Genomic DNA, 21558 nt, shown 5'->3' with positions numbered 1-21558 from the left:
TCATGCGCGCGATCACTGTGACCGAACACGGCGGCCCGGATGTCCTGACCTACGGCGAATCCCCCGATCCGGTGCCCGGCCCCGGCCAGGTCCTGGTGCGGACCTCCGCGATCGGCGTGAACTTCATCGACACCTACTTCCGCGAGGGCATGTATCCCACCGCGCTGCCGTACATCCCGGGCAGTGAGGGCTCCGGCACCGTCGTCGCGCTGGGCGAGGGCGTCACGAACCGAGCGGTGGGCGACGTGGTCGCCTGGTGCGACGGCCCGGGCTCGTACGCGGAGCTGGTGAACGTCCCGGCCGACCGCACCGTCGCAGTGCCCGACGGGGTGCCGCCCGCAGTCGCGGCGTCCGTCCTGCTGCAGGGCATGACCGCGCACTACCTCACGCACGACTCGCACCCGGTCCGGCCGGGCGACACCGTGCTCGTGCACGCGGGCGCGGGCGGCACGGGACTGCTCGTCACCCAGATGGCGACGGCGCTCGGCGCACGGGTGATCTCGACCGTCTCCACCGACGCGAAGGAAGAACTGTCGCGCCAGGCCGGCGCGTGGCAGGTGCTGCGCTACGACGAGGACATCGCGGCCCGCGTCCGCGAGCTCACCGGCGGCGAGGGCGTGGCCGCGGTCTACGACGGGGTCGGCAAGGACACCTTCGAGGCCTCCCTGCTGGCGACGCGACACAAGGGCATCGTCGTGCTGTTCGGCGCGGCGTCCGGCCCGGTCCCCCCGTTCGACCTGCAGCGGCTCAACCCGCTCGGCTCGCTGTTCGTGCAGCGGCCCACGCTGGCCCACCACGTGGCAACGTCCGCGGACTTCGCGCGGCGCAGCAGCGCGGCGCTGGATGGCCTGCGCTACGGGTCACTGCGATTCACCGTCGGCGCGACCTACCCGCTGGCCGACGCCGCGCGGGCCCACATCGACCTGCAGCAGCGCCGCACCACGGGCTCGGTGGCGCTACTTCCCTGACGCCTCGGCGGGCGCGAGCGCGGCACCGTCGGACGGACGGTCCGCGAGCCACCGGCGGTAGCGGCGCAGGGCCCCGCGCACGACGAGCAGGTCGCGCACGAGCGCCGCGGCGGGCCGGATGTCGGGCCGCGTGTCCTTCCCGGCGGCCATCCGGCGCAACTGGTAGCGGACCTGCGCCATCGACGCCATGGACGCGAGGGGCTTGTTCTTCCAGGTCACGGGCCGCAGGGCCGCGACGGCGCCCTGGTCGACCCGCCAGCGGGCGGGCAGGTCCGGCGTGACGGACAGCGCGGTGCCGATCCCGACGACGGCAACGTGCTCGGCCAGCGCGGCCTCGGCGGTCTCTCGGCGGGCGATCCCGCCGGTCACCATGAGCGGGATCGCGCTGGTCGCGGCCAGGTCCGCGGCGAGCTCCAGGAAGTAGGCCTCGCGCGCGGCGGTGCGGGCGTCGCGGGGTCGACCGTCCGCGGCGGGGAGGCCCGACGGTGCGCCGGCCGCCCGGCCCGTCATCGCGGGGCTTTCGTAGCTGCCGCCGGAGACCTCCACGAGGTCGACGCCGAGCGGTGCGAGCATCGCGATCACGGCCCGCGCGTCGTCGGCCTCGAAGCCGCCGCGCTGGAAGTCCGCGGAGTTGAGCTTCACCGCGACGGCGAAGACCGAGGACACCTGGGCGCGGATCGCGCGGACCGTCTCGACGAGCATCCGGGCGCGGTTCTCGAGCGATCCGCCCCACTCGTCGGTGCGGGTGTTGACCAGTGGCGACAGGAACTGCGAGAGCAGGTAGCCGTGCGCGGCGTGCACCTCGACACCGTCGAACCCTGCTTCCTCCGCTCGGCGCGCCGTGGTGGCGAAGCGCGTGATCGTCGCGAGGATCTGGCCGTCGGTCATGGCGGTCGGCGTGCCGAACCGCTTGGACAGCGCGCTGCCGAGGTCGACGGCCTTCTCCGACGGGCCCCAGGTGACGCCGGGCATGTCGACCTGGATCTGACGGCCGGGGTGGCTGATCTGCATCCAGATGCTCGCGCCGTTCTCCTTGGCCGCGGACGCCCACTCGCGGAACGGGCGCAGCGGCGAGCCGGCGTCGAGGACGATCGCGCCGGGTCCGGTGAGCGCCTCGGCGTGGACCATGACATTGCCGGTGAGCAGCAGGCCGGCGCCGCCCGCGCCCCATCGCCGGTACAGCTCGACGGTGCGCCCGTCGGGCGCCTGTTCGGCCCCCGCGATGCCCTCCTCCATCGCGGCCTTGGCGATGCGATTGGGCAGGACGGCGCCGGAGCGGAGGGTGAGTGGGGCGAACAGGTCGGTCATGACGGGCCTTCCGAGGTGTATGTGAACGGTGCTCACATGAAACGGGCGACGCCGACGTTAGACGGATATGTAAGCGGTGTCAACACGATGTTGTAGAGTGGAACTCATGAGCACGACCTATCACCACGGCGACCTGCCCGGCACCCTGGTCAACGCCGCCGTCGAGATCCTCGACGAGGAGGGCGGCGCCAATGACCTGTCGCTGCGCGCCGTCGCCCGCCGCGCGGGCGTGTCGACCGCCGCGCCCTACCGCCACTTCCCCGACCGGGGCGCGCTGATCTCGGCCGTCGCCGCGGTCGGCTACCGGGAGCTCGCGGCCGCGCTGCACGCCGCGTGCCCGGAACCGTCCGGCCCCGAGGACTTGGCCGCCATCGCCATCGCCTACGTCGACTTCGCGCTGGGCCGGACCGGCCTCTTCCGCGCGATGTTCGCCGAGCCCTGCGGCACCGACCCCGATCGGGTCGAGGCCGTCGAGATGATCAAGGCCTACCTCACCGGCCTGATCCGGAAGACCCTGCCGGACGCCGACGGCGAGGACACCGCGACCGCCGTCTGGGCCCTCGTCCACGGCCTGGCGTTCCTGCACCTGGACGGCAAATTCGACGCGACGTCGCCGGACGAGGTGCACCGGCGCGTCCGCGCGACGGTCGACGCCGCGCTGCACATCAACTGACGAGGCTCAACCCCGGCGAGCGGCGAACTCCGCCAGCCCCGGACCGTCGAGCTCGGAGAGGTAGTCGTCCCGCCCGGTCAAGGCCATGACCAGCGCGAGCGTCGTTCCCGCGACCTCGGGCCCGGAACCGACCGTGACGTCACCGTCGACGGCCCGCAACCGCAGGCCGCGCGCCCGGGCCGCCGAGGGCACCATCAAGTCCGACCCGGCGTAGAAGTGCGCGAGCCGGTCCAGCGCCTCCATCGGGTACTCCCGGCGCAACCCCAGCGGCCGGCGGATGTCCTCGCCGTGGACCACGGCCTCCCCCAGCATCGCGACCACGGGGATCGGGGCCTTGGTGCGGCTGGTGCATACGCCGTGGAACCGCCGCAGCGTGTCCGCCGGATCCGTACCCAGTCGCTGGGCGAGCCGCTGCGCGACGTTGACGTCGAAGTCGAAGCGGTTCCGCAGCACCCCCGCGAACCAGACGACCGGGTTGTCGGACGCGCCGGCAGTCATGTGGGCCAGGACCTCCCGGACGGACAGCCCCGCGCACAGCGAGGGCGTCGCCCACTGTTCGTCGGTGAGCGCGCCCAGATCCTCTGCCAGCGCGGCGCGCTCGGCGAAGATCAGCTGCCAGAGATCGCGATCGGCGGCCACGGGTCAGAGTCCGAGCAGGTGCCAGACAGTGCTGTAGTTGAGGATCGAGTCGACCGAGAGCGCGCAGAACAGCACGGCCAGGTAGTTGTTCGACTGCAGGAACACCTTGAGCGGCTTGATCTCCTGGCCGGCCTTCGTCTGCGCGTACAGCTTGTGCACCGCGTAGAGGAACCAGCCGCCGCAGAGGACGGCCGCGATCGCGTACACCAGGCCCGCCGCGGGGATCAGCACGAGCGTGGTGATCACGGTGGCCCACGTGTACCAGACCATCTGGCGCGCGACGACGGTCTCCGGCGCCACGACGGGGAGCATGGGCACGCCCGCGGCCTTGTAGTCCTCGCGGTAGCGCATGGCCAGCGCCCAGGTGTGCGGCGGCGTCCAGAAGAAGATCACGAGGAACAGCACGACCGCGGGCCACGCGATGGTGCCGGTGGCCGCGGACCAGCCCACGAGCGTCGGCATGCAGCCCGCGGCGCCGCCCCACACCACGTTCTGCGAGGTCCGGCGCTTGAGCAGCATCGTGTAGACGAACAGGTAGAACGCGATCGTGACCAGCACCAGCACGGCCGAGAGCACGTTGGCCATCAGGGACAGCCAGGCGAACGACGCCGCGGCCAGCACCAGGCCGAAGATCAGCGCGTGCCGGACCGGCACAGCGTGCCGCGCGAGCGGACGGCGCTCGGTGCGCTTCATCTTCTGGTCGATGTCCGCGTCCGCGACCATGTTCAGCGTGTTCGCCGAGGCCGCACCCAGCCATCCGCCGAACAGGGTCGACAGGATGAGCGGCAGGTTCACGTGCCCGCGGTCGGCCAACAGCATGACGGGGATGGTCGCGACCAGCAGCAGCTCGATGACCTTGGGCTTCGTCAGCGCGATGTAGGCCAGCACGGTCTGTCCCGCACGGCCCGCGAAGGACGACGGTGCCGGCGCGGCCGCCGAGCGAGCGCTGGGGGTGTTGGTCCCGTGCCCGCCCTTGAAAACCATCTTCTGCCGCACTCTCTTCCGACGGGTCCGGGCCGAGCCGGACTCTGACGATTCCGCACTCGGGGCTGACCGACTGCGCGCCGGGAGACATGCGTCTCCCCGCGGGCCTGCGACCGGCGCAGACCCCATCTACTACGAGCCATGGTAGTCCTCCGCCCCCGCAGGTCCGAATCGGGTTCGCCGCCCCCGATTCCGCGGCCCACTACCCGGCAGTTTCCGCAGACCGTGCACCGGCGCCGAGTAGGGTTCACACTTGAGCCCGCATCCCCGTACGACCAGGAGAGTCCTTCCGCCGTGACCAGCACCGCCGAGATCCAAGCACTGACCACGCCGCATCACCCCGCCGACTGGACCGAACTGGACACGCGCGCGGTGGACACCGCCCGGGTGCTCGCGGCCGACGCGGTGCAGAAGGTCGGCAACGGCCACCCCGGCACCGCGATGAGCCTCGCTCCCCTCGCCTACACGCTGTTCCAGAAGGTCATGGTCCACGACCCGTCGGACACCCACTGGATCGGCCGGGACCGGTTCGTGCTGTCCTGCGGCCACTCCAGCCTGACCCTCTACCTGCAGCTGTACCTGGGCGGTTTCGGGCTCGAGCTCGGCGACCTCGAGGCGCTCCGCACCGAGGGCTCGCTGACCCCGGGCCACCCCGAGTACCGACACACCAAGGGCGTCGAGATCACCACCGGTCCCCTGGGCCAGGGCCTGGCCTCCGCCGTGGGCATGGCGATGGCCTCGCGCTACGAGCGCGGACTGTTCGACCCCGAGGCCGCGCAGGGCGAGAGCCCCTTCGACCACTTCATCTACGTCATCGCCTCCGACGGCGACATCGAGGAGGGCGTCACCTCCGAGGCCTCGTCGCTGGCCGGGACGCAGCAGCTCGGCAACCTGATCCTGTTCTACGACGACAACAAGATCTCGATCGAGCACAACACCGACATCGCGCTGTCCGAGGATGTCGCCAAGCGCTACGAGGCCTACGGCTGGCACGTGCAGTACGTCGAGGGCGGCGAGAACGTCACCGCGATCGAGGAGGCCGTCGCTGCCGCCAAGGCGGTCACCGACAAGCCGTCGATCATCATCCTGCGCACGATCATCGGCTTCCCCGCCCCGAACAAGATGAACACGGGCGGCGTGCACGGATCGGCGCTCGGCGCCGACGAGGTCGCCGCGGTCAAGGAGATCCTCGGCTTCGACCCGGCGAAGAGCTTCGACGTGGCCCCCGAGGTCATCGCCCACTCCCGCGAGCTCGTCAAGCGGGGCCAGGCCGAGCACGAGGCGTGGAACGTGCGCTTCGACGCCTGGGCCGCCGCCAACCCCGAGCGCAAGGCACTGCTCGACCGGCTCGAGGCCGGCACGCTGCCCGAGGGCTGGGACGCCGAGCTGCCGACCTGGTCGGTCGAGGACAAGGGCATCGCGACGCGCGCCGCGTCCGGCGCTTTCCTCGCCGCAGCCGGGCAGACCCTGCCGGAGCTGTGGGGCGGCTCCGCCGACCTGGCCGGCTCGAACAACACCACGATCAAGGGCGCCGACTCCTTCGGTCCCCGCTCGATCTCCACCGAGGACTGGAACGCGCAGCCCTACGGCCGCACCCTGCACTTCGGCATCCGCGAGCACGCGATGGGCTCGATCCTCAACGGCATCGTGCTGCACGGGAAGACCCGCCCCTACGGCGGCACCTTCCTGCAGTTCGCGGACTACATGCGCCCGGCGGTCCGGCTCGCGGCGCTTATGGACATCGATCCGATCTACGTGTGGACGCACGACTCGATCGGCCTCGGCGAGGACGGCCCCACGCACCAGCCCGTCGAGCACCTGGCCGCGCTGCGCGCGATCCCGGGCGTCAACGTGGTCCGCCCGGCCGACGCCAACGAGACCGTCGCGGCGTGGAAGGCCACGCTGGAGCGGCGCAACGGCGACGGACCCACCGGCCTGATCCTCACCCGGCAGGGCGTGCCGATCCTGGCGGGCACCTCCGCGGAGGGCGTCGCGCGCGGCGGGTACGTCCTGCAGGAGGCCGACGGTGCCTCCCCCGACGTCATCCTGATCGGCACGGGCTCCGAGGTGCAGCTGGCGGTCGAGGCGGCCGCGCTGCTGGCGGCCAAGGGGATCAACGCCCGCGTGGTGTCGATGCCGTCGATCGAGTGGTTCCACGCCCAGGACCGCGAGTACCAGGACAGCGTCCTGCCGCCCGCGGTCAAGGCGCGCGTCTCGGTGGAGGCCGGCATCGCGATGCCGTGGTGGCCCATCGTCGGCGGCTTCGGCGAGATCGTCTCGCTCGAGCACTTCGGCGAGTCCGCCTCCGACAAGGTCCTGTTCGCGAAGTACGGATTCACCGGCGAGACCGTGGCCCAGAAGGCCGAGCAGTCCATCGCCAACACGAAGGGATAACCACACCATGGCTCAGAACCCCAACCTGGCCGCGCTGTACGAGGCGGGCGTCTCCGTCTGGCTCGACGACCTCTCGCGCAGCCTCATCCAGTCCGGCGACCTCAAGGCGCTCACCGAGACCGACTCGGTCACCGGTGTCACCACGAACCCGGCGATCTTCCAGGCCGCGCTGTCGAAGGGCAGCGCCGAGTACGCGGCCCAGGTCGCCGAGCTCGCGGCCCGCAACGCCGATGTCGACGAGACCATCCGCACCGTCACCACCGACGACGTGCGCGCGGCGTGCGATGTGCTCGCCCCCGTCTTCGAGACGACGGGCGGGGTCGACGGCCGCGTGTCGATCGAGGTCGACCCGCGCCTGGCGCACGACACCGACGGCACCGTCGCGCAGGCGATCGAGCTGCATCGCATCGTCGACCGGCCGAACGTGCTGATCAAGATCCCCGCGACGCTCGCCGGCCTGCCCGCGATCGCCCGGGTGATCGCCGAGGGGATCTCGGTGAACGTGACGCTGATCTTCTCGGTGGAGCGGCACCGTCAGGTCATGGACGCGTACCTCGACGGACTTGAGGCCGCCGCGAAGGCCGGCAAGGACGTGGGCTCGATCTACTCCGTGGCGTCCTTCTTCGTCTCCCGCGTCGACACCGAGATCGACAAGCGGCTCGAGGCCATCGGCACCGACGCGGCGCTCGCGCTGCGCGGCAAGGCCGGCCTCGCGAACGCGCGCCTCGCGTACGCCGCGTACGAGGAGGTCTTCGGCGGCGCTCGCTTCGCCGCGATCGAGGGCGCGAACGTACAGCGACCGCTGTGGGCGTCCACCGGCGTCAAGAACCCGTCCTACCCGGACACGCTGTACGTGGCCGGGCTGATCGCCCCGAACACCGTCAACACGATGCCCGGTGCCACGATGAGGGCCTTCGCCGATCACGGCGAGGTCGTCGACGGCACCATCCTGGGCCGCGCTGAGGACTCGGCGCAGGTGTTCGCCGACCTGCAGGGTGCGGGCCTGGACCTCACCGACGTCTTCGACCTCCTCGAGCGTGAGGGCGTCGAGAAGTTCGAGCAGGCCTGGCAGCAGCTGCTGGACGCGACCGCGGAGTCCCTCAAGGCGAACGCCTAGGAGGCGCCGGTGACCTGGACGAATCCCCTTCGCGATCCGCGCGACCTCCGGTTGCCGAGGATCGCGGGGCCCTCCGCGCTGGTGATCTTCGGCGTCACCGGCGACCTATCGCGGCGCAAGCTCATGCCCGCGGTGTACGACCTGGCCAACCGCGGCCTGCTGCCTCCGGGCTTCTCGCTCGTGGGGTTCGGGCGGCGCCCATGGTCCGACGAGGACTTCGCGGCCACCTTCCGGGAGGCCGCGAAGAAGCACTCGCGCACGGAGTTCCGCGACGACGTGTGGGACCGGCTGGCCGAGGGCATCCGGTTCGTCCAGGGCGAGTTCCACGACCACGACGCCTTCGACCGACTGTCGCAGGCGCTGGTCTCGCTCGACGAGACCCGCGGTACGGGCGGCAACACGGCGTTCTACCTGTCGGTGCCGCCCGACGCCTTCCCCACGGTGTGCGAGCAGCTCAAGCGGTCGGGCCTCGCGGATCAGCAGGACGGCTGGCGGCGCGTGGTGATCGAGAAGCCCTTCGGGCACGACCTCGAGTCGGCGAAGAAGCTCAACGGCGTGGTCAACGACGTGTTCCCGGAGCAGTCGGTGTTCCGCATCGACCACTACCTGGGCAAGGAGACGGTCCAGAACATCCTGGCGCTGCGCTTCGCCAACCAGCTGTTCGAGCCGACGTGGAACAGCCACTACGTGGACAGCGTCCAGATCACGATGGCCGAGGACATCGGGCTGGGCGGGCGCGCCGGCTACTACGACGGCATCGGCGCCGCCCGCGACGTGATCCAGAATCACCTGCTGCAGCTCATGGCCCTCATCGCCATGGAGGAGCCCACCAGCTTCCACCCGGCGGAGCTGCAGGCGGAGAAGATCAAGGTGCTCTCCGCGGCCTCGCCCGTCGAGCCGCTCGACGAGACCTCCGCGCGCGGCCAGTACGGGCCCGGGTGGCAGGGCAGCGAGAAGGTCGTCGGTCTGCTCCAGGAGGAGGGCTTCAGCCACACCTCCACGACGGAGACCTACGCCGCGATCACCGTCGAGATCGCGTCCCGACGGTGGGCCGGGGTCCCCTTCTACCTGCGCACCGGCAAGCGACTGGGGCGCCGCGTCACGGAGATCGCGCTGATGTTCAAGCGCGCGCCGCACCTGCCCTTCGACGACACGATGACCGAGGAGCTGGGCCAGAACGCACTCGTCATCCGCGTGCAGCCCGACGAGGGTGTCACGCTCCGGTTCGGGTCGAAGGTCCCGGGCAGCTCGATGGAGGTCCGCGACGTCAACATGGACTTCAGCTACGGCGAGGCCTTCACGGTCAGCTCGCCCGAGGCGTACGAGCGCCTGATCCTCGACGTCCTGCTCGGCGAGCCCTCGCTGTTCCCCGTGAACGCCGAGGTCGAGTTGTCCTGGAAGATCCTCGACCCCGTGCTGCGGATGTGGGCGGCCGGCGGGAAGCCCGAGGAGTACGAGTCCGGCACCTGGGGCCCGGACTCGGCCGACGCCGTGCTCGCTCGCACCGGAAGGACGTGGCGCCGCCCATGATTCTCGATCTCCCGGACACCTCCACGCAGGAGGTCTCGAAGCAGCTGGTCCGCCTTCGCGAGACCGGCGGCGCGGTCACCCTGGGTCGCGTCCTGACGCTCATCATCTCCGCGGACGAGGGCGAGCCCACCGAGAGCTCGATCGAGGCCACGAACGCCGCCTCGCGCGAGCACCCGTGTCGCGTCATCGTGCTGGCCCGCGGCGCGCGCTCGGAGCCGACGCGGCTCGACGCCCAGATCCGCGTGGGCGGCGACGCCGGCGCCTCGGAGGTCGTGGTGCTGCGGCTCTACGGCGAACTGGCCGATCACGGTGCGTCCGTGGTGGTTCCGTTCCTACTCCCGGACACGCCCGTGGTCGCCTGGTGGCCCGGTATCGCACCCCCGGTGCCGTCGGCCGACAAGGTGGGGAGCCTCGCCACGCGGCGGATCACCGACTCCATCGCCTCGCACGATCCGGTCGCGGCGCTCGCGCTACGGCGCGCGGGGTTCACCCCCGGCGACTCGGATCTGGCGTGGTCGCGTATCACCCCGTGGCGGGCGCTGCTCGCGTCCGCGCTGGACCAGCCACCGTTCGAGGCGATCACCTCCGCGGTGGTCACCGGCCCCGAGGACAGCGCGGGCGTCGACCTCCTCGCCGGGTGGCTGCGCGCCGAGCTCGACGTCCCGGTCGTGCGCCGGGCCGGGAGCTTCGAGGTCCAGCTCGACCGCGCGAGCGGCGCGTTGACGCTGGAGTTCGACCAGAACTCGACCGCGGTGCTGGTGCGCCCGGGGCAGCCCGACGGCCGCGTCGCGATCCGTCGACGGGGCGTCGCGGACTGCCTGGCGGAGGAACTGCGTCGCCTCGACGACGACGAGGTCTACTTCTCAGCGTTGGGCGGCGTGTCCGACGTGGATCGATCGGAGATGCCCGCATGAACGATTCGCCCGCCCGCCCCGGACCCGAGGTCCGGGAGTTCGATGACGCCGCCGCCCTCGTCGCGGCGGCCGCGGACGACCTCGTCGCGGTGATCGAGCAGGCTCAGGCCGAGCGCGGTTTCGCGTCGATCGTGCTGACCGGCGGCACGAACGGCAATGCCCTGTCGGCGGCGCTGCGCGAGAAGGTCATCGACTGGTCCCGGGTGGACGTCTTCTTCGGCGACGAGCGGTTCGTCGCCGGCGACGACGCCGACCGCAACGCCCTGCAGGCCCAGAACGCGCTGCTCGACCACGTCCCCGTGCCGAGCGAGCGCGTCTACACCTTCCCCGCGGCCGACGAGTTCAGCGGCGACGGCGACCTGGCGGCGCGCGTGTACGCGAAGCGATTGGCGGACAACGCCACCGAGCGCGGCAACGGCGTCGCAGTGGGTTCGGCCGGCGGCGCGCTCGTTCCCCGGTTCGACGTGCACCTGCTGGGCATGGGCGGCGAGGGGCACATCAACTCGCTGTTCCCGCACACGGACGCCGCTCGCGAGCAGGACGCGACCGTGGTGTCCGTGCGCGACTCCCCCAAACCACCGCCGCGGCGCCTGACCCTGACGCTGCCCGCGGTGGGCGCCGCCCGGCGCGTGTGGTTCCTCGTGTCCGGCGCGGACAAGGCGGAGGCCGTCGCCGAGGGTGTCGGCGGCGCCTCGCCCGAGGACTGGCCGTGCGCGGGCGCGCACGGCTCGGAGCACACGGTCTGGTACGTCGACGGTGCCGCCGCCTCCCGGCTCGGCTGATCGGCCCGAGGGCTAGGACTGCTCGAGGACGATCGTCGGGATCCCCAGCGCGGGATCCTTCACGGTCGCCACCCGGGTGCCGGGCTTGGCGCCCCGCCGCACCTCGCTCATGGCGATGCCCAGGTCCGTGAGGCGGGCGCGCGTCGCGTCGGCGTCGACGGTGCGCCACGCGACGCCCCAGAGTCCGTCCGGCGCTGCGGGATCCACGTCGTCACCCTCGTGCAGGACCACCTCGACGAGAAGGTCACCGCGACGCAGGAACAACTGGTGCACGCCCCAGGACTGCACCCGGTCCAGGCGCAGGTCGAAGTCGAACCGCCCGCACAGCGTCGCGATGATCCGGTCGCGGTTCGGCGAGGTCACCACGACGTGATCGACCCCCGTGATGTCCGCGCCGGGCAGTGGGGACGGCACCGTCGGGCCCGCGATGCCGAGGACGAGTCCGTGGGCCGCACCGGCGAATCCGCCGGCGACCTCGGAGACGGCGAGGCCGCGCCGATCGACGAGCCGGGCCAGATCGGCCGGATCGTCGGTGGCGACCAGAAGGCCGGCGCCGCCCGCCCAGGCGGGGGTTCCGACGGCGATGTCGATACCACCCGCGGTGTACCGCTCCGCCGCGTCCGCGGCGAGGAGGCGGGCGTGCGCGGCCCGTGACTCCTCCGGCACGTCGAGGATCAGCAGGTCCCGCGATTGTGCTGTGCTCACGCCGCCATCCTGCCCTATCGGTTCACGCGGGCGCGGTGCCGGACCACGTCTTCCAGGCGTCGCCCATGGCCTTCGCGACGATGGTGCCGCCGTCCTTCGCCACCTCGCGGGCGGTCGGGAGCGACGGCGCCGCGTTCGACCAGCGCGAGACGAGTTCGCCGGAGATCCGCCCGCTGATGACCTCGGGGCTGGTCCGGCCGATGACACGCGCCGCCGAATCATCGACCTTCACCGCCGCCCTGCGCAGTGCGTCCGCTGCCTTGCCGAGGGCACCGAGCCGGTCGGTGAAGCGCTCCAGCTTGTCGGCGAGCCTGCGCAACACGGCCGCGAACTTCTGGCCGAGTGCGGCACCGCGGAGGATCGCGGTGTTGATGAACGTCGCCACCGAACCGCCCCCGGTCGGCGCGGCTGATGCTACGGCGATCGCGTCACCCGCGGCCAGCCAGCCGAGGAAGGTCGAGAGCTCGTCGCGGATGTAGTTGCGCACCTCGACCACGAGCGTGCCAGCGGCCGACAACCCTGTGGCCGCGGCGCGGGCCGCAGTGCCCAGCGCCTCAGTGTGCCCGGCGAGCTCGGTGGTGGCGGCACGGTAGGCGTCGCCGGCGTCGCCCGACCAGCCTGCCGACGTCGATTCCCCCGCGTTCGCGACGGACTGCGCGACCGACGCGAGCGGTGTCGCGACCTCGTCCCTCCACGCGTCGGTGACGGAGCCGATCGCGTCCGGATCGCCGGAGACCGCGTCCAAGGCCGTCCGGAGGATCGGATTGTGCTCGATCGCCCAGCCGAAGCCCGCGGCGAAGATCGACCCGAGTGGATCGGACGCGACATCCTTCACCGCGGACACCACGCCGTAGGCGGCGAATCCGCTACCAATACTGGCGAACCCGTCATCGCCGACCGCTTCCGCCGCGTCCCGCACCGCCTCGGCGAGCGGCACGCCGGCCACCAGGTCCCTCATCGCGGAATCCCCTCTGCGCCGGAGTCGTCGGCGTCGACCAGCGCCGCGGCCGTGCGCTGGAAGTCGGCGCGATGCGTGCTCAGCTCACCGCTGTGCCGCGTGACCGCCTGCCCGACCTTCTCGAGCGCGACGTTCATCAGCCCGACGAGCGGGAAGAACATCGCGCCGTAGTCCATCGTGCCCACCCGCCGCGCGCCTGCGGCGCCGGCCTTGTCGACCGTGGCACGGATCTCGCCGAGCGCCCGACCATGGGCGTCGACGGTCTCCGCCGTCAGCTCGAAGTCGGCCATGATTCCCCCGTGTACTGGTTCCAGAGCTCGTGATCCGGGTAGTAGTGCGTCGTGATCGAGTGGACCTCCCTGGCCGCGGCCTGCTCGGCCAGGGAGGCCGCCGTCATGATCTCCGCGCTCAGAGCCTCCCCCGAGAGCTCCATCGCGCGTCCTGCGATCACCACCCCCGTGAGCCGTCCCCCCATTCCGACGGTGATCCGCACATCCCCCCGTGCGGCCGTCCCGGTGCCCGATACTCGGGCCAATCGCTCACGGACCTCGTGTGCCTGCTCGTACGCCTCATCCGCCCGTGCGGCGTCCGACCAGACCTGCGGTGTCGTGTCCAACTCGTTCCCCCGATCTCGTTGGTTTTTCCTCCGCATCAATTAGACGCACCAACTCGACGATCGGTTCCGATTTCGTATCGCCGCAGGTAGACGACTCAGGCCCGCGGCCGCCAGTTCCGGATCCGCACGATGACGGCGCCGATCCCGATGCCCACACCCCACATCAGCAGCCCCACGAGTACCGCGGTCATGGCCTGATGCACGTGATCCAGAGGTTGCGCGCCGGTCGTCCTGCGGTGCACGGCGCCCATGCCGGGGAGCCGCCGCCGGCGCCCGTCGGCCGGAACGAGAACCCAGAGCAGCGCATAGGGCACGAGCGCGGCGACGACGCGCCAGGCCGTCACCGGCAGGTTCCGGCGATCGCGCCACCAGACGAGCGGGCTCGCCGCGGTCACGGGGAACAACGCCGCCACGATCGAGCAGATACCCAGCCACACGAACACCTGCATGAGCACGGACGAGACCGCGACGGGCGTGGCGCCGGCGTGCCCCGTCAGCGCGACCAGGGTCACCGTCGCCGCGACGAGCGGCACGCCGAGCGCCAGGAAAAGGGTCACGTTCCGCGCCACGAGGATCCCGAGGCTCGCGCCGAACCCCGTCGACCTCCCCGACCGCGCGGCGGCCTGGTCGGCGAGCATGTTGGTGGTCACCGAGTCCGCCAACACGAAAGTGACGAAGTACACGACGATGACCGGGACCTTCGTCCGCGCGGTGTAGTCGAGGGGGTCGACGAGCAGCCACCCGAAGGCGAGCACCAGATTGACCAGCAGGCCCACGGCGATGCGCCTCAGCGCCCGCAGCTCCCATCGCGACACCCGGCGCAGGGTGCCACCGGCACGCGCGACGGTCTGCACGTGTCGATCTTAGGAGCGCAGCACGGCACCACGCCGGTATCCCGCGCTGACCAGCACGTTAACCGCTAATCATTCAGTCGTGCTTGTTTTCGTCGATGCGATTCTGATTAAGTGGTGCTCAACAAGCCCGCTTCACCCCCTGCAGAAAGGTGGTCATCGACATGGCCGCACGCCGTCGCCCGAGCTGGATGAACGACGAGCTCGACGCCCTCCGTGACCTCGCGGACAAGTTCCTCGCCAAGGAACTCACGCCGAACATCGAGCGCTTCGCCGAGCAGCACCACGTCGACCGCGACCTGTGGAACAAGGCCGGCGAGCTCGGTCTGCTCTGCCTCTCGATCCCCGAGGAGTACGGCGGCGGTGGCGGCGACTTCCGCCACGAGTCGGTACTGATCGCCGCGCAGGCGCAGGCCTTCGACACCAGCTGGGGCGTCTCGCTGCACAACGGCATCGTCGCGCACTACATCCTCGCGTACGGCACCGAGGAGCAGAAGCAGCACTGGCTGCCGAAGATGGCCTCCGGTGAGGCCGTCGGCGCCATCGCGATGACCGAGCCCGGCACCGGCTCGGACCTGCAGAACGTCAAGACCCGCGCCATCAAGACCGGCGACGAGTACGTGATCAACGGCTCCAAGACCTTCATCACCAACGGCCAGCAGGCGGATGTCATCGTCCTCGTCTGCAAGACCGATCCCGACCAGGGCGCGTCCGGCATCTCGCTGGTGCTCGTCGAGGCGGACCGCGAGGGCTTCCGCCGCGGCAAGATCCTCAACAAGATCGGCCAGAAGGGCCAGGACACGTCCGAGCTGTTCTTCGACGATGTGCACGTGCCCGTCGAGAACCTCCTCGGCACCCAGGAGGGCCAGGGCTTCTACCAGCTCATGCAGCAGCTGCCGCAGGAGCGCCTCATCATCGGCCAGGCGTGTGTCGCCGGCATGGAGGTCATCTTCGAGGAGACCCTGCGCTACACCAAGGAGCGCGAGGCCTTCGGCCGCCCCATCTTCGGCTTCCAGAACACCAAGTTCAAGCTCGCCGAGGCGATCACCGAGACCACCATCGCGCGCGTCTTCGTGGACGACTGCATCGAGAAGCACGTCAAGGGCGAGCTGGACATCCCCACCGTCGCCATGGCGAAGTGGTGGACCTCGGACCGGGCGCAGACCGTCGCCTCGGAGTGCCTGCAGCTGTTCGGCGGCTACGGCTACATGGCCGAGTACCCGGTCGCGCGATTCTGGGCCGACAACCGCGTCCAAATGATCTACGCCGGTACCAACGAGATCATGAAGGAGATCATTGCCCGCACCCTCTGACCCGCGGCGCGAACTCTCCGGGCGGCGCCCGGGCTGTCATCCGATCGGATGATTGCCCGGGCGCCGTTTTCTTGATCGGGTGGACATATGACTTCGCCCGGAGGCCAACAGTTCCCGTACGGCCCGCAGCAGACTCCGCAGTACGGGTACGGCCAGGTGCCTCCCCCGCCCACCCCCGCTCGACGGTCCGCCCTCGCCTGGGTCCTGGCCGGGGTGTCGGTCGTGTGCGTGCTGGTCCTCGTGGCCGGCGGGATCTGGTGGTTCACCTCCCACAAGGCCGACGGTGACTCCGGCCCGGTCCCGGGACAGCTCACGAAGGAGTTCCCGACGGCCCCGTCGGTGTCGTGGAAGCTGACCGCGCAAGCGACCGGCGCGACCGGGCTCGACGCGCAGCGGATCTTCGGTGTCGCGGGGCAGGACAAGACCTATTCGGTCGCGAATCGTGCGCTGAACGAGGACGGTTCGATCATGGCGGTGTTCGCCGGCAGCGGCAGCTACTCAGACGCGCCGCGGCTGGTCCTGATCGATACGGCGACCGGGCACAAGCGCACCGCGCCGGGGACCTTCGGAACATGTTCGGAGCGCATCGTCGGAGACATGATCGCCTGCACCTCGGCGTCGCAGACGAGTCCGGAACTGGTCATCGTCGACGCGCGCACCGGCGAGCGCCGCACGATCGCGTCGTTGGATTCCACCAGCGAAATGATCGGCATTAGCCGACTCGGCGTCTTCGTCGGGTCGCGCGACGGATCGGGAAATGATCGGGCTCTCATCCGCTACGACCCGTCCGGAAAGGTCCTTTTCCGGAAGGCGTTCGAGCCCGCGGAGGGATTCGGCAGCGGCGATGCGTGGGGACTCACGGCGACCGATTCGCTCGTCGCGCTGCAGAGCGGCGGCGCGATCACCCACTTTCGCGGTGACACCGGTGAGATGCTCCTCACCAAAGCCGGCTACGGGCGCGAACCGCTCCCCGACGGGGGGCTCGTCACCTCGACATCGACGGGTAAGGACCTGACGTCGATCACGTCGCGTGACGTCGTCCACACGGCGCCATCCGGCGCGCAGCGCACGTTCACCGCGAACACCGTCGCAGTCCCTGACGTCGTAGGTCGTGACATCGCCGCGCCATTCCTTGTCGACGGCAAACTGTACGTCGGCGATCAGGCGCGCTGGAGCTCTGCACTCGACAACTATCCCCAGGTCCATATCGTCGCCGACGACGTCACCGTCGTGAGCCACGACGGCCGACTGCGCGGGATGGACACCGAATCGGGGCGGGAACTGTGGTCCGCCGATTCGGGGGGCTTCCGCAGCCCCGTGACCGACGGACGGCACGTCATGTACGTCGCCAACGGTTCGATCGTCGCCGTCGACCTGCACACCGGCCGTGAGCAATGGCGGGCGCAGGTCCCGATGGACACGAAGAGCGGGACGCTCGCAGCTGCGGGTGGCACACTCGTGTTCGAGTCGAACGACGGGATCGTTGGCTTCGGCGCCACCGGCGGCGCGGCGAGCGCACCGGGCAGCCACAACACCGGCACCGTCGGCAAGACCTCCGGCGACGACAGCTACTACACCCGCTGCGGCAGCAAGCCGGTGTTCACGCCGCAGAAGTTCCGCACGGAATCGGGCGGCCTGGTGGTCACCATGAAGATCACCGCCACGTGCCCGGCCGGCGACGCGCTGACCTCCGCAGGCACGTCCGTGACGATCTCGGATTCCACCGGCATCATCGCGAGCGGAACCTTCGATTTCGCCACCAGTCCCGTCGGGGTCCCCAAACCGGGCAGCGGTTCCGAGGAGAAGAAGTCCGGCACCACCGTCGACCTGCTGTTCAAACAGGGCCAGTTCTTCCGCACCCCGGACACGCTTCCCGCACCGTCGAGCGGCGGATCGGGGGCCAGCGGCGGTGGCGGGCACAGCTACCTCGTCGACTGCGTGCAGCCGGAGGGGTCGGGCAAGGCGAAGGTCCCGGCACCGTCGAACGGCCCGATCGCGGCGTCCGGTCCCGGACCGCAGACGGGCCTGAACCCGATGTCGGGGCTGAGCGCACTGCGCATCCAGGCCGACAGCGACAAGGCCTTCATCCTGGGGAGCCTCAACAACCGCTGGGTCGCGCAGCTCTCGAGCAAGCGGGTCGGGCTGGTGGCCGACGGGCGTACCTGGGACGAGAAGGCCATCCTCGACGAGTTCCTGGCGCTGCGCCTGCGCTTCGCCGACGTACGCCTGCTGTACTCCGACGAGTGGCCGGTCTTCAGCTACAAGGGCTGGTGGGTGAGCGTCGCGGCCGCGACCTTCCCCGGGCCAGACGAGGCGAACCAGTGGTGCCGCAGCAACGGATTCGACCGCGATCATTGCTTCGCGAAACTGGTCTCGAGCACCGCGAGCCCGGACGGATCAACCCGGTACTGGTGAGGCCGTATCCTGATCGCATGACAGAGGGGACGCCGGCATCAGCCGACGATCGTCGAGGTGCGGCGCTCGCAGCTGTTCAGGCAATGGCGGACGACATCCTGAACGACATGTCGGCGGATCGGAACTCCGGTCGTCGAGAATTGGTACCGGTCCTCGACGAGGACTCTCTCAGTGCTGAGACAGTAGCCGTGCTCGACAGGCGCACGGCCGCCGGCTGCCGAGTTCCCCGTGGCGCGATCCGCGACCAGTACGGCACTGTGACGATCACCTGGGACCTCCCGAGTGGACGTGAGCCCGAGCGTCCGGGGTGGCTACAACGGCGATCGATCCCCGAGCACGAGCGCCTGCATTGGCGCGACGACGAAGAGATCGTCGCCGCAACGACGTTGGTGCCGGATCTCTCGCCCGAACTGAACCTGGCTGAGGTCGCACACACACTCGCAGGGCGGATCATCGACTCCCGCGCATGGCGCGACGAGATCTCGCACGGGAGTCGGGTACCCGTCGCGCCTGAGGCCGAGGCCTCTCGGATCGGACGCCATGCCGCAGCAATCGCGGTGTGGCGCCGTCGGGTGGGGATCGAGCTACCGCCGCTGCCCACATCACCGCGCCAGACGGTCGTCGCGCGTGGGCAAGAAGCAATCAGCGATGCCTCGGCGCGTGCCCGGCGCTGGTTCCGCGACACCATCGACGAGGCGCTGGCTGACGAACTCCCTGACGGACCCGAGACCGAGTCGGACGCGGACTCCTCGCGAAACCTGAGCCGCGCATGGCGCGGTCGTGCGAAGTCCTGGGCCCGGGATCGCATCTCCGGCGGCGCCGACCCGGACCCGGACGCTGACGCGGCCATCGAGAGCGTCACCGAGGATTCGGCACCGATCGATCGCACGCCCGAACAGATCGCGCTCGATCGCATGGTCGATGCCCTCCGGCACCGAGTAGCGAACCTGTGGGCCTACTCGGAGCAGATACATGCTCTCAGCGACAAGCTCAGAGCGCTCGACGCGGCGAACGAACAGCTGCAGAATCTTCCGCAGATGAACGCACTCGCTTCGAGAATCGGCGATCGCACGGTCGCCGACCAATTCGAGCGTGACGCCGCGACGGCCCAGGTCCTCGCTGTCGATGTCGCCGAGATGACGAGAGTTCTCGGCGAGTTCACCATGACCGGCGACAGTGATTGGGCGACCTGAGCCTGTACGCGCCCGCGACCGAACAGCCGTCCAGGTGCCTACGCTGACGTCGCGGTGTCATCCGATCAGACGATCGCGCCGGAGCCGGTCGCACGATTGCTGTCCATGCCCGTTTGCCTGTCAGTGCCTGCCGCTACGATCAGCGGATCGACCGACCGGAGGGGACCATGAGCGGCGAGGGAACACGGACCGGCACCACGCTGGGCCCGTACGCGATCGGCAGGCTGCTGGGCCGCGGAGGCATGGGTGAGGTGTACCTCGCGCACGACGAGCGGCGCGATCGCGAGGTGGCGCTCAAGCTCCTGCACGCCTCCGCGGCGGAGGATCCGCAGTTCCGGGAGCGGTTCACCCGCGAATCGCAGACGGTGGCTCGCCTCGCCGACCCGCACGTCATCCCGATCCATGACTTCGGCGAGATCGACGGGGTCCTGTTCATCGACATGCGGCTCGTCGAGGGCCGCAATCTCGCGGAGGTCCTGCGCGACGGTCCGCTGCCTCCCGAGCGCGCGGTCACCGTCGTCGAGCAGGTGGCGGGCGCGCTGGACGCCGCGCACGCCAAGGGGCTCGTGCACCGGGATGTGAAGCCCGCCAACATCGAGCTCACCGATTCCGGGTTCCCGTACCTCCTTGACTTCGGCCTCGCGGTAGCGGATACGCAGTCCCGGATGACGTCGGCGGGGCTGTTCGTCGGATCGCAGGCCTACGCGGCGCCGGAGCGGTTCGACGGTGACTCGGCCACCGTCGCGAGCGACGTGTACTCACTCGCGTGCGTGCTGTTCGAAGCCCTCACCGGCCACGCGCCGTACCGTGGCGAATCGCTGGGCGCGATGCTCAAGCAGCACCTCACCTCGCCGATCCCCCGGCCCAGCACCGAGGTGCCGGTACCCGCCGCGATGGACACCGTCGTCGCGCTCGGCATGGCGAAGGAGCCGGCCGAGCGCTTCGCAACCTGCGGCGAGCTCGCGGCAGCCGCGCGGCAGGCGCTCGCCGGCCGCAGCGTCGATGTACCGGTGCCCGGCCAGGATGACGACCGGACGCTGATCCGCCCCGTCCCGGCGGCGTCGGATCCCACGGTGATCTCGCAGCCGGTGCCGCCGCCCTCGTATCCCATCGCGCCGTCGTATCCCCCGGCTCAGCCGCAGCTCTCGTACCCGCAGGCAGAGTCCTATCCACAGGCGTCGTACCCGCAGGCCTCGTACCCACAGGCACCGTCGTACCCGGTCGCCCCCGCGTATCAGCAGCAGCCGCCCGCGCGGAACCGCATGGTGCCGATCCTCGCCGTGGTCGCGGCGATCCTCGTGGGCGCCACCGCGGTGCTGGGCTACGTCGCCCTGACGGACCGCAAGACCGCACCCGCCGCGTCGACCGTGCGGGTCACCGCCACAGCCACCGCCCCGTCGGACGTTCCGACCGGCGCGCAGGCGACCACGACGGTACCCACGACCACCACGCCCGCGAATCCGCTCGTCGCGCTGCAGACTCGGGCCGCAGCCGACAAGCCCACGGTGATGGCGACGATGAACAACCGCTGGGTCATCCAGCTGGCCTCGAAGTACGCCGGCGTCACCGACGACGGTAAGCAGTGGTTCGAAGCCGACATCCTCGGTGAGATCGGCTATTTCGAGAGCAAGTACGGCGCGGTCAAGGTGCTCTACAGCGGTGAGTGGCCCGTGTTCGACGGCAAGACCTCGTGGGTACCGATCCTCGCCGCGTACGCCTTCACCGACTCCGCCCCGGCAGTGGCCTGGTGCCGCCAGAACGGCCTCGACCGGAACCGATGCGCAGCCAAGTTGATTTCGGACACCCTGGGTCCCGCCGGAACGACCGCCTACCCCTGATTGCACGAACCCGTCGGCGGTGAGCCGACTCAACTCCCGAAAATCATGCTCAGTATCGTAGCTTTCTCGAACACATAGGCGTACGATGAAGGCATGGCACTACCGGAAGCATTACGTGATCTACCTGAGGATTTGATTCCTCGGGGGCTCGCTGATGCGCGGGGTGAGGAGCGTGCCGTCGCGGAGATCTTGTTCGAACAGCGGCGGGTCGAGTGTGTGGCGTACTGCCGCACGATGACCGTCGTCTACGCGCTGCATCGCGCGCTGTACGCCGATGATGAGGCGCAGTACCTCGCGCAGCCGGCGAATTACCGGGAGGCGGTGCAGGCGCGGCAGCGGTTGGCTGCGGCGGAGGTCGCC

20 protein-coding genes are annotated in these 21558 nt (G+C 70.3%); 12 read left to right on the top strand and 8 right to left on the bottom strand.

What is annotated here, in order from left to right:
• Positions 1–2: 2 nt before the first annotated feature.
• Positions 3–968 (top strand): quinone oxidoreductase, encoded by a 966-nt coding sequence (locus tag ABZX10_RS11230; protein WP_355539307.1) that lies wholly within the window; start codon positions 3–5, stop codon positions 966–968.
• On the opposite strand, the gene ABZX10_RS11225 is transcribed toward ABZX10_RS11230, so the two are convergent.
• A complete protein-coding gene (locus ABZX10_RS11225; protein ID WP_355538861.1) occupies positions 957–2276 on the bottom strand; it encodes an NADH:flavin oxidoreductase/NADH oxidase family protein in 1320 nt (439 codons plus the stop codon). The two genes, ABZX10_RS11230 and ABZX10_RS11225, sit on opposite strands and share 12 nt — an antisense overlap.
• A 106-nt stretch (positions 2277–2382) precedes the next feature.
• On the opposite strand from ABZX10_RS11225, the gene ABZX10_RS11220 reads away from it, so the two are divergent.
• Complete coding sequence (locus tag ABZX10_RS11220) at positions 2383–2949, top strand: TetR/AcrR family transcriptional regulator (RefSeq protein WP_355538858.1); 567 nt, start codon at positions 2383–2385, stop codon at positions 2947–2949.
• Positions 2950–2955: 6 nt separating this feature from the next.
• On the opposite strand, the gene ABZX10_RS11215 is transcribed toward ABZX10_RS11220, so the two are convergent.
• Positions 2956–3588: a maleylpyruvate isomerase family mycothiol-dependent enzyme gene (locus ABZX10_RS11215; RefSeq protein ID WP_355538855.1), complete on the bottom strand. Its 633-nt coding sequence runs from the start codon at positions 3586–3588 to the stop codon at positions 2956–2958.
• A gap of 3 nt (positions 3589–3591) precedes the next feature.
• Positions 3592–4572 (bottom strand): heme o synthase, encoded by a 981-nt coding sequence (locus ABZX10_RS11210; RefSeq protein WP_355538852.1) that lies wholly within the window; start codon positions 4570–4572, stop codon positions 3592–3594.
• 294 nt (positions 4573–4866) lie between these two features.
• Here ABZX10_RS11210 and tkt point away from each other — a divergent pair, with 294 nt between their 5' ends.
• Genes tkt through pgl form a run of 5 tightly spaced genes read left to right on the top strand, consistent with a single transcriptional unit; the run spans position 4867 to position 11309 of the window.
• On the top strand, positions 4867–6966 hold the full coding sequence (tkt, locus tag ABZX10_RS11205; protein ID WP_355538849.1) for a transketolase: 2100 nt from the start codon (positions 4867–4869) through the stop codon (positions 6964–6966).
• Positions 6967–6973: 7 nt separating this feature from the next.
• Positions 6974–8083, top strand: a complete 1110-nt coding sequence (tal, locus tag ABZX10_RS11200; RefSeq protein WP_355538846.1) for a transaldolase — start codon at positions 6974–6976, stop codon at positions 8081–8083.
• Positions 8084–8092: 9 nt separating this feature from the next.
• Complete coding sequence (gene zwf, locus ABZX10_RS11195) at positions 8093–9613, top strand: glucose-6-phosphate dehydrogenase (protein ID WP_355538843.1); 1521 nt, start codon at positions 8093–8095, stop codon at positions 9611–9613.
• Positions 9610–10527 carry a glucose-6-phosphate dehydrogenase assembly protein OpcA gene (locus ABZX10_RS11190; protein WP_355538840.1) on the top strand — a complete coding sequence of 306 codons (918 nt, stop codon included), beginning with the start codon at positions 9610–9612 and terminating at the stop codon, positions 10525–10527. Before zwf ends, ABZX10_RS11190 begins: the two co-directional genes overlap by 4 nt.
• Positions 10524–11309: a 6-phosphogluconolactonase gene (pgl, locus tag ABZX10_RS11185; RefSeq protein ID WP_355538837.1), complete on the top strand. Its 786-nt coding sequence runs from the start codon at positions 10524–10526 to the stop codon at positions 11307–11309. Before ABZX10_RS11190 ends, pgl begins: the two co-directional genes overlap by 4 nt.
• Before the next feature lie 12 nt (positions 11310–11321).
• Here pgl and ABZX10_RS11180 read toward each other — a convergent pair whose 3' ends face one another.
• From ABZX10_RS11180 to ABZX10_RS11160, 5 genes are all read right to left on the bottom strand, one after another.
• Positions 11322–12014, bottom strand: coding sequence for a VOC family protein (locus ABZX10_RS11180; RefSeq protein ID WP_355538834.1), 693 nt, complete (start codon positions 12012–12014; stop codon positions 11322–11324).
• Between the two features lie 22 nt (positions 12015–12036).
• Entirely contained in the window at positions 12037–12972 is a 936-nt protein-coding gene (locus tag ABZX10_RS11175) for a hypothetical protein (protein ID WP_355538831.1), read from the bottom strand.
• Positions 12969–13262, bottom strand: coding sequence for a hypothetical protein (locus ABZX10_RS11170; RefSeq protein ID WP_355538828.1), 294 nt, complete (start codon positions 13260–13262; stop codon positions 12969–12971). Before ABZX10_RS11170 ends, ABZX10_RS11175 begins: the two co-directional genes overlap by 4 nt.
• Positions 13244–13588 (bottom strand): YbaB/EbfC family nucleoid-associated protein, encoded by a 345-nt coding sequence (locus ABZX10_RS11165; protein ID WP_355538825.1) that lies wholly within the window; start codon positions 13586–13588, stop codon positions 13244–13246. The genes ABZX10_RS11170 and ABZX10_RS11165 overlap by 19 nt, the downstream gene beginning before the upstream one ends.
• Positions 13589–13683: 95 nt before the next feature.
• Complete coding sequence (locus ABZX10_RS11160; RefSeq protein ID WP_355538822.1) at positions 13684–14442, bottom strand: hypothetical protein; 759 nt, start codon at positions 14440–14442, stop codon at positions 13684–13686.
• 161 nt (positions 14443–14603) lie between these two features.
• Here ABZX10_RS11160 and ABZX10_RS11155 point away from each other — a divergent pair, with 161 nt between their 5' ends.
• The 5 genes from ABZX10_RS11155 to ABZX10_RS11135 all read left to right on the top strand — a co-directional run.
• On the top strand, positions 14604–15752 hold the full coding sequence (locus ABZX10_RS11155) for an acyl-CoA dehydrogenase family protein (protein ID WP_355538819.1): 1149 nt from the start codon (positions 14604–14606) through the stop codon (positions 15750–15752).
• Between the two features lie 87 nt (positions 15753–15839).
• Positions 15840–18167 (top strand): PQQ-binding-like beta-propeller repeat protein, encoded by a 2328-nt coding sequence (locus tag ABZX10_RS11150; protein ID WP_355538816.1) that lies wholly within the window; start codon positions 15840–15842, stop codon positions 18165–18167.
• Positions 18074–19360 carry a hypothetical protein gene (locus tag ABZX10_RS11145; protein ID WP_355538813.1) on the top strand — a complete coding sequence of 429 codons (1287 nt, stop codon included), beginning with the start codon at positions 18074–18076 and terminating at the stop codon, positions 19358–19360. Before ABZX10_RS11150 ends, ABZX10_RS11145 begins: the two co-directional genes overlap by 94 nt.
• A gap of 167 nt (positions 19361–19527) precedes the next feature.
• Complete coding sequence (locus ABZX10_RS11140) at positions 19528–21198, top strand: protein kinase (protein ID WP_355538810.1); 1671 nt, start codon at positions 19528–19530, stop codon at positions 21196–21198.
• A gap of 93 nt (positions 21199–21291) precedes the next feature.
• The coding region (locus ABZX10_RS11135) for a hypothetical protein (protein ID WP_355538807.1) at positions 21292–21558 on the top strand (267 nt) is incomplete at its 3' end.

This window comes from Tsukamurella sp. NPDC003166 (assembly GCF_040611135.1).
Lineage (GTDB): Bacteria > Actinomycetota > Actinomycetes > Mycobacteriales > Mycobacteriaceae > Tsukamurella.
The sequence above is the reverse complement of the archived record's forward strand: the minus strand, read 5'-3'. Positions and strand labels throughout refer to the sequence as shown.

Coding starts and splice junctions, on each gene's coding strand:
- ABZX10_RS11140 (WP_355538810.1), top strand. CDS start 19,528: ATGAGCGGCGAGGGAACACGGACCGGCACCACGCTGGGCCCGTACGCG.
- ABZX10_RS11155 (WP_355538819.1), top strand. CDS start 14,604: ATGGCCGCACGCCGTCGCCCGAGCTGGATGAACGACGAGCTCGACGCC.
- ABZX10_RS11170 (WP_355538828.1), bottom strand. CDS start 13,262: ATGGCCGACTTCGAGCTGACGGCGGAGACCGTCGACGCCCATGGTCGG.
- ABZX10_RS11230 (WP_355539307.1), top strand. CDS start 3: ATGCGCGCGATCACTGTGACCGAACACGGCGGCCCGGATGTCCTGACC.
- ABZX10_RS11190 (WP_355538840.1), top strand. CDS start 9,610: ATGATTCTCGATCTCCCGGACACCTCCACGCAGGAGGTCTCGAAGCAG.
- ABZX10_RS11220 (WP_355538858.1), top strand. CDS start 2,383: ATGAGCACGACCTATCACCACGGCGACCTGCCCGGCACCCTGGTCAAC.
- ABZX10_RS11210 (WP_355538852.1), bottom strand. CDS start 4,572: ATGGTTTTCAAGGGCGGGCACGGGACCAACACCCCCAGCGCTCGCTCG.
- tal (WP_355538846.1), top strand. CDS start 6,974: ATGGCTCAGAACCCCAACCTGGCCGCGCTGTACGAGGCGGGCGTCTCC.
- ABZX10_RS11175 (WP_355538831.1), bottom strand. CDS start 12,972: ATGAGGGACCTGGTGGCCGGCGTGCCGCTCGCCGAGGCGGTGCGGGAC.
- ABZX10_RS11150 (WP_355538816.1), top strand. CDS start 15,840: ATGACTTCGCCCGGAGGCCAACAGTTCCCGTACGGCCCGCAGCAGACT.
- pgl (WP_355538837.1), top strand. CDS start 10,524: ATGAACGATTCGCCCGCCCGCCCCGGACCCGAGGTCCGGGAGTTCGAT.
- ABZX10_RS11225 (WP_355538861.1), bottom strand. CDS start 2,276: ATGACCGACCTGTTCGCCCCACTCACCCTCCGCTCCGGCGCCGTCCTG.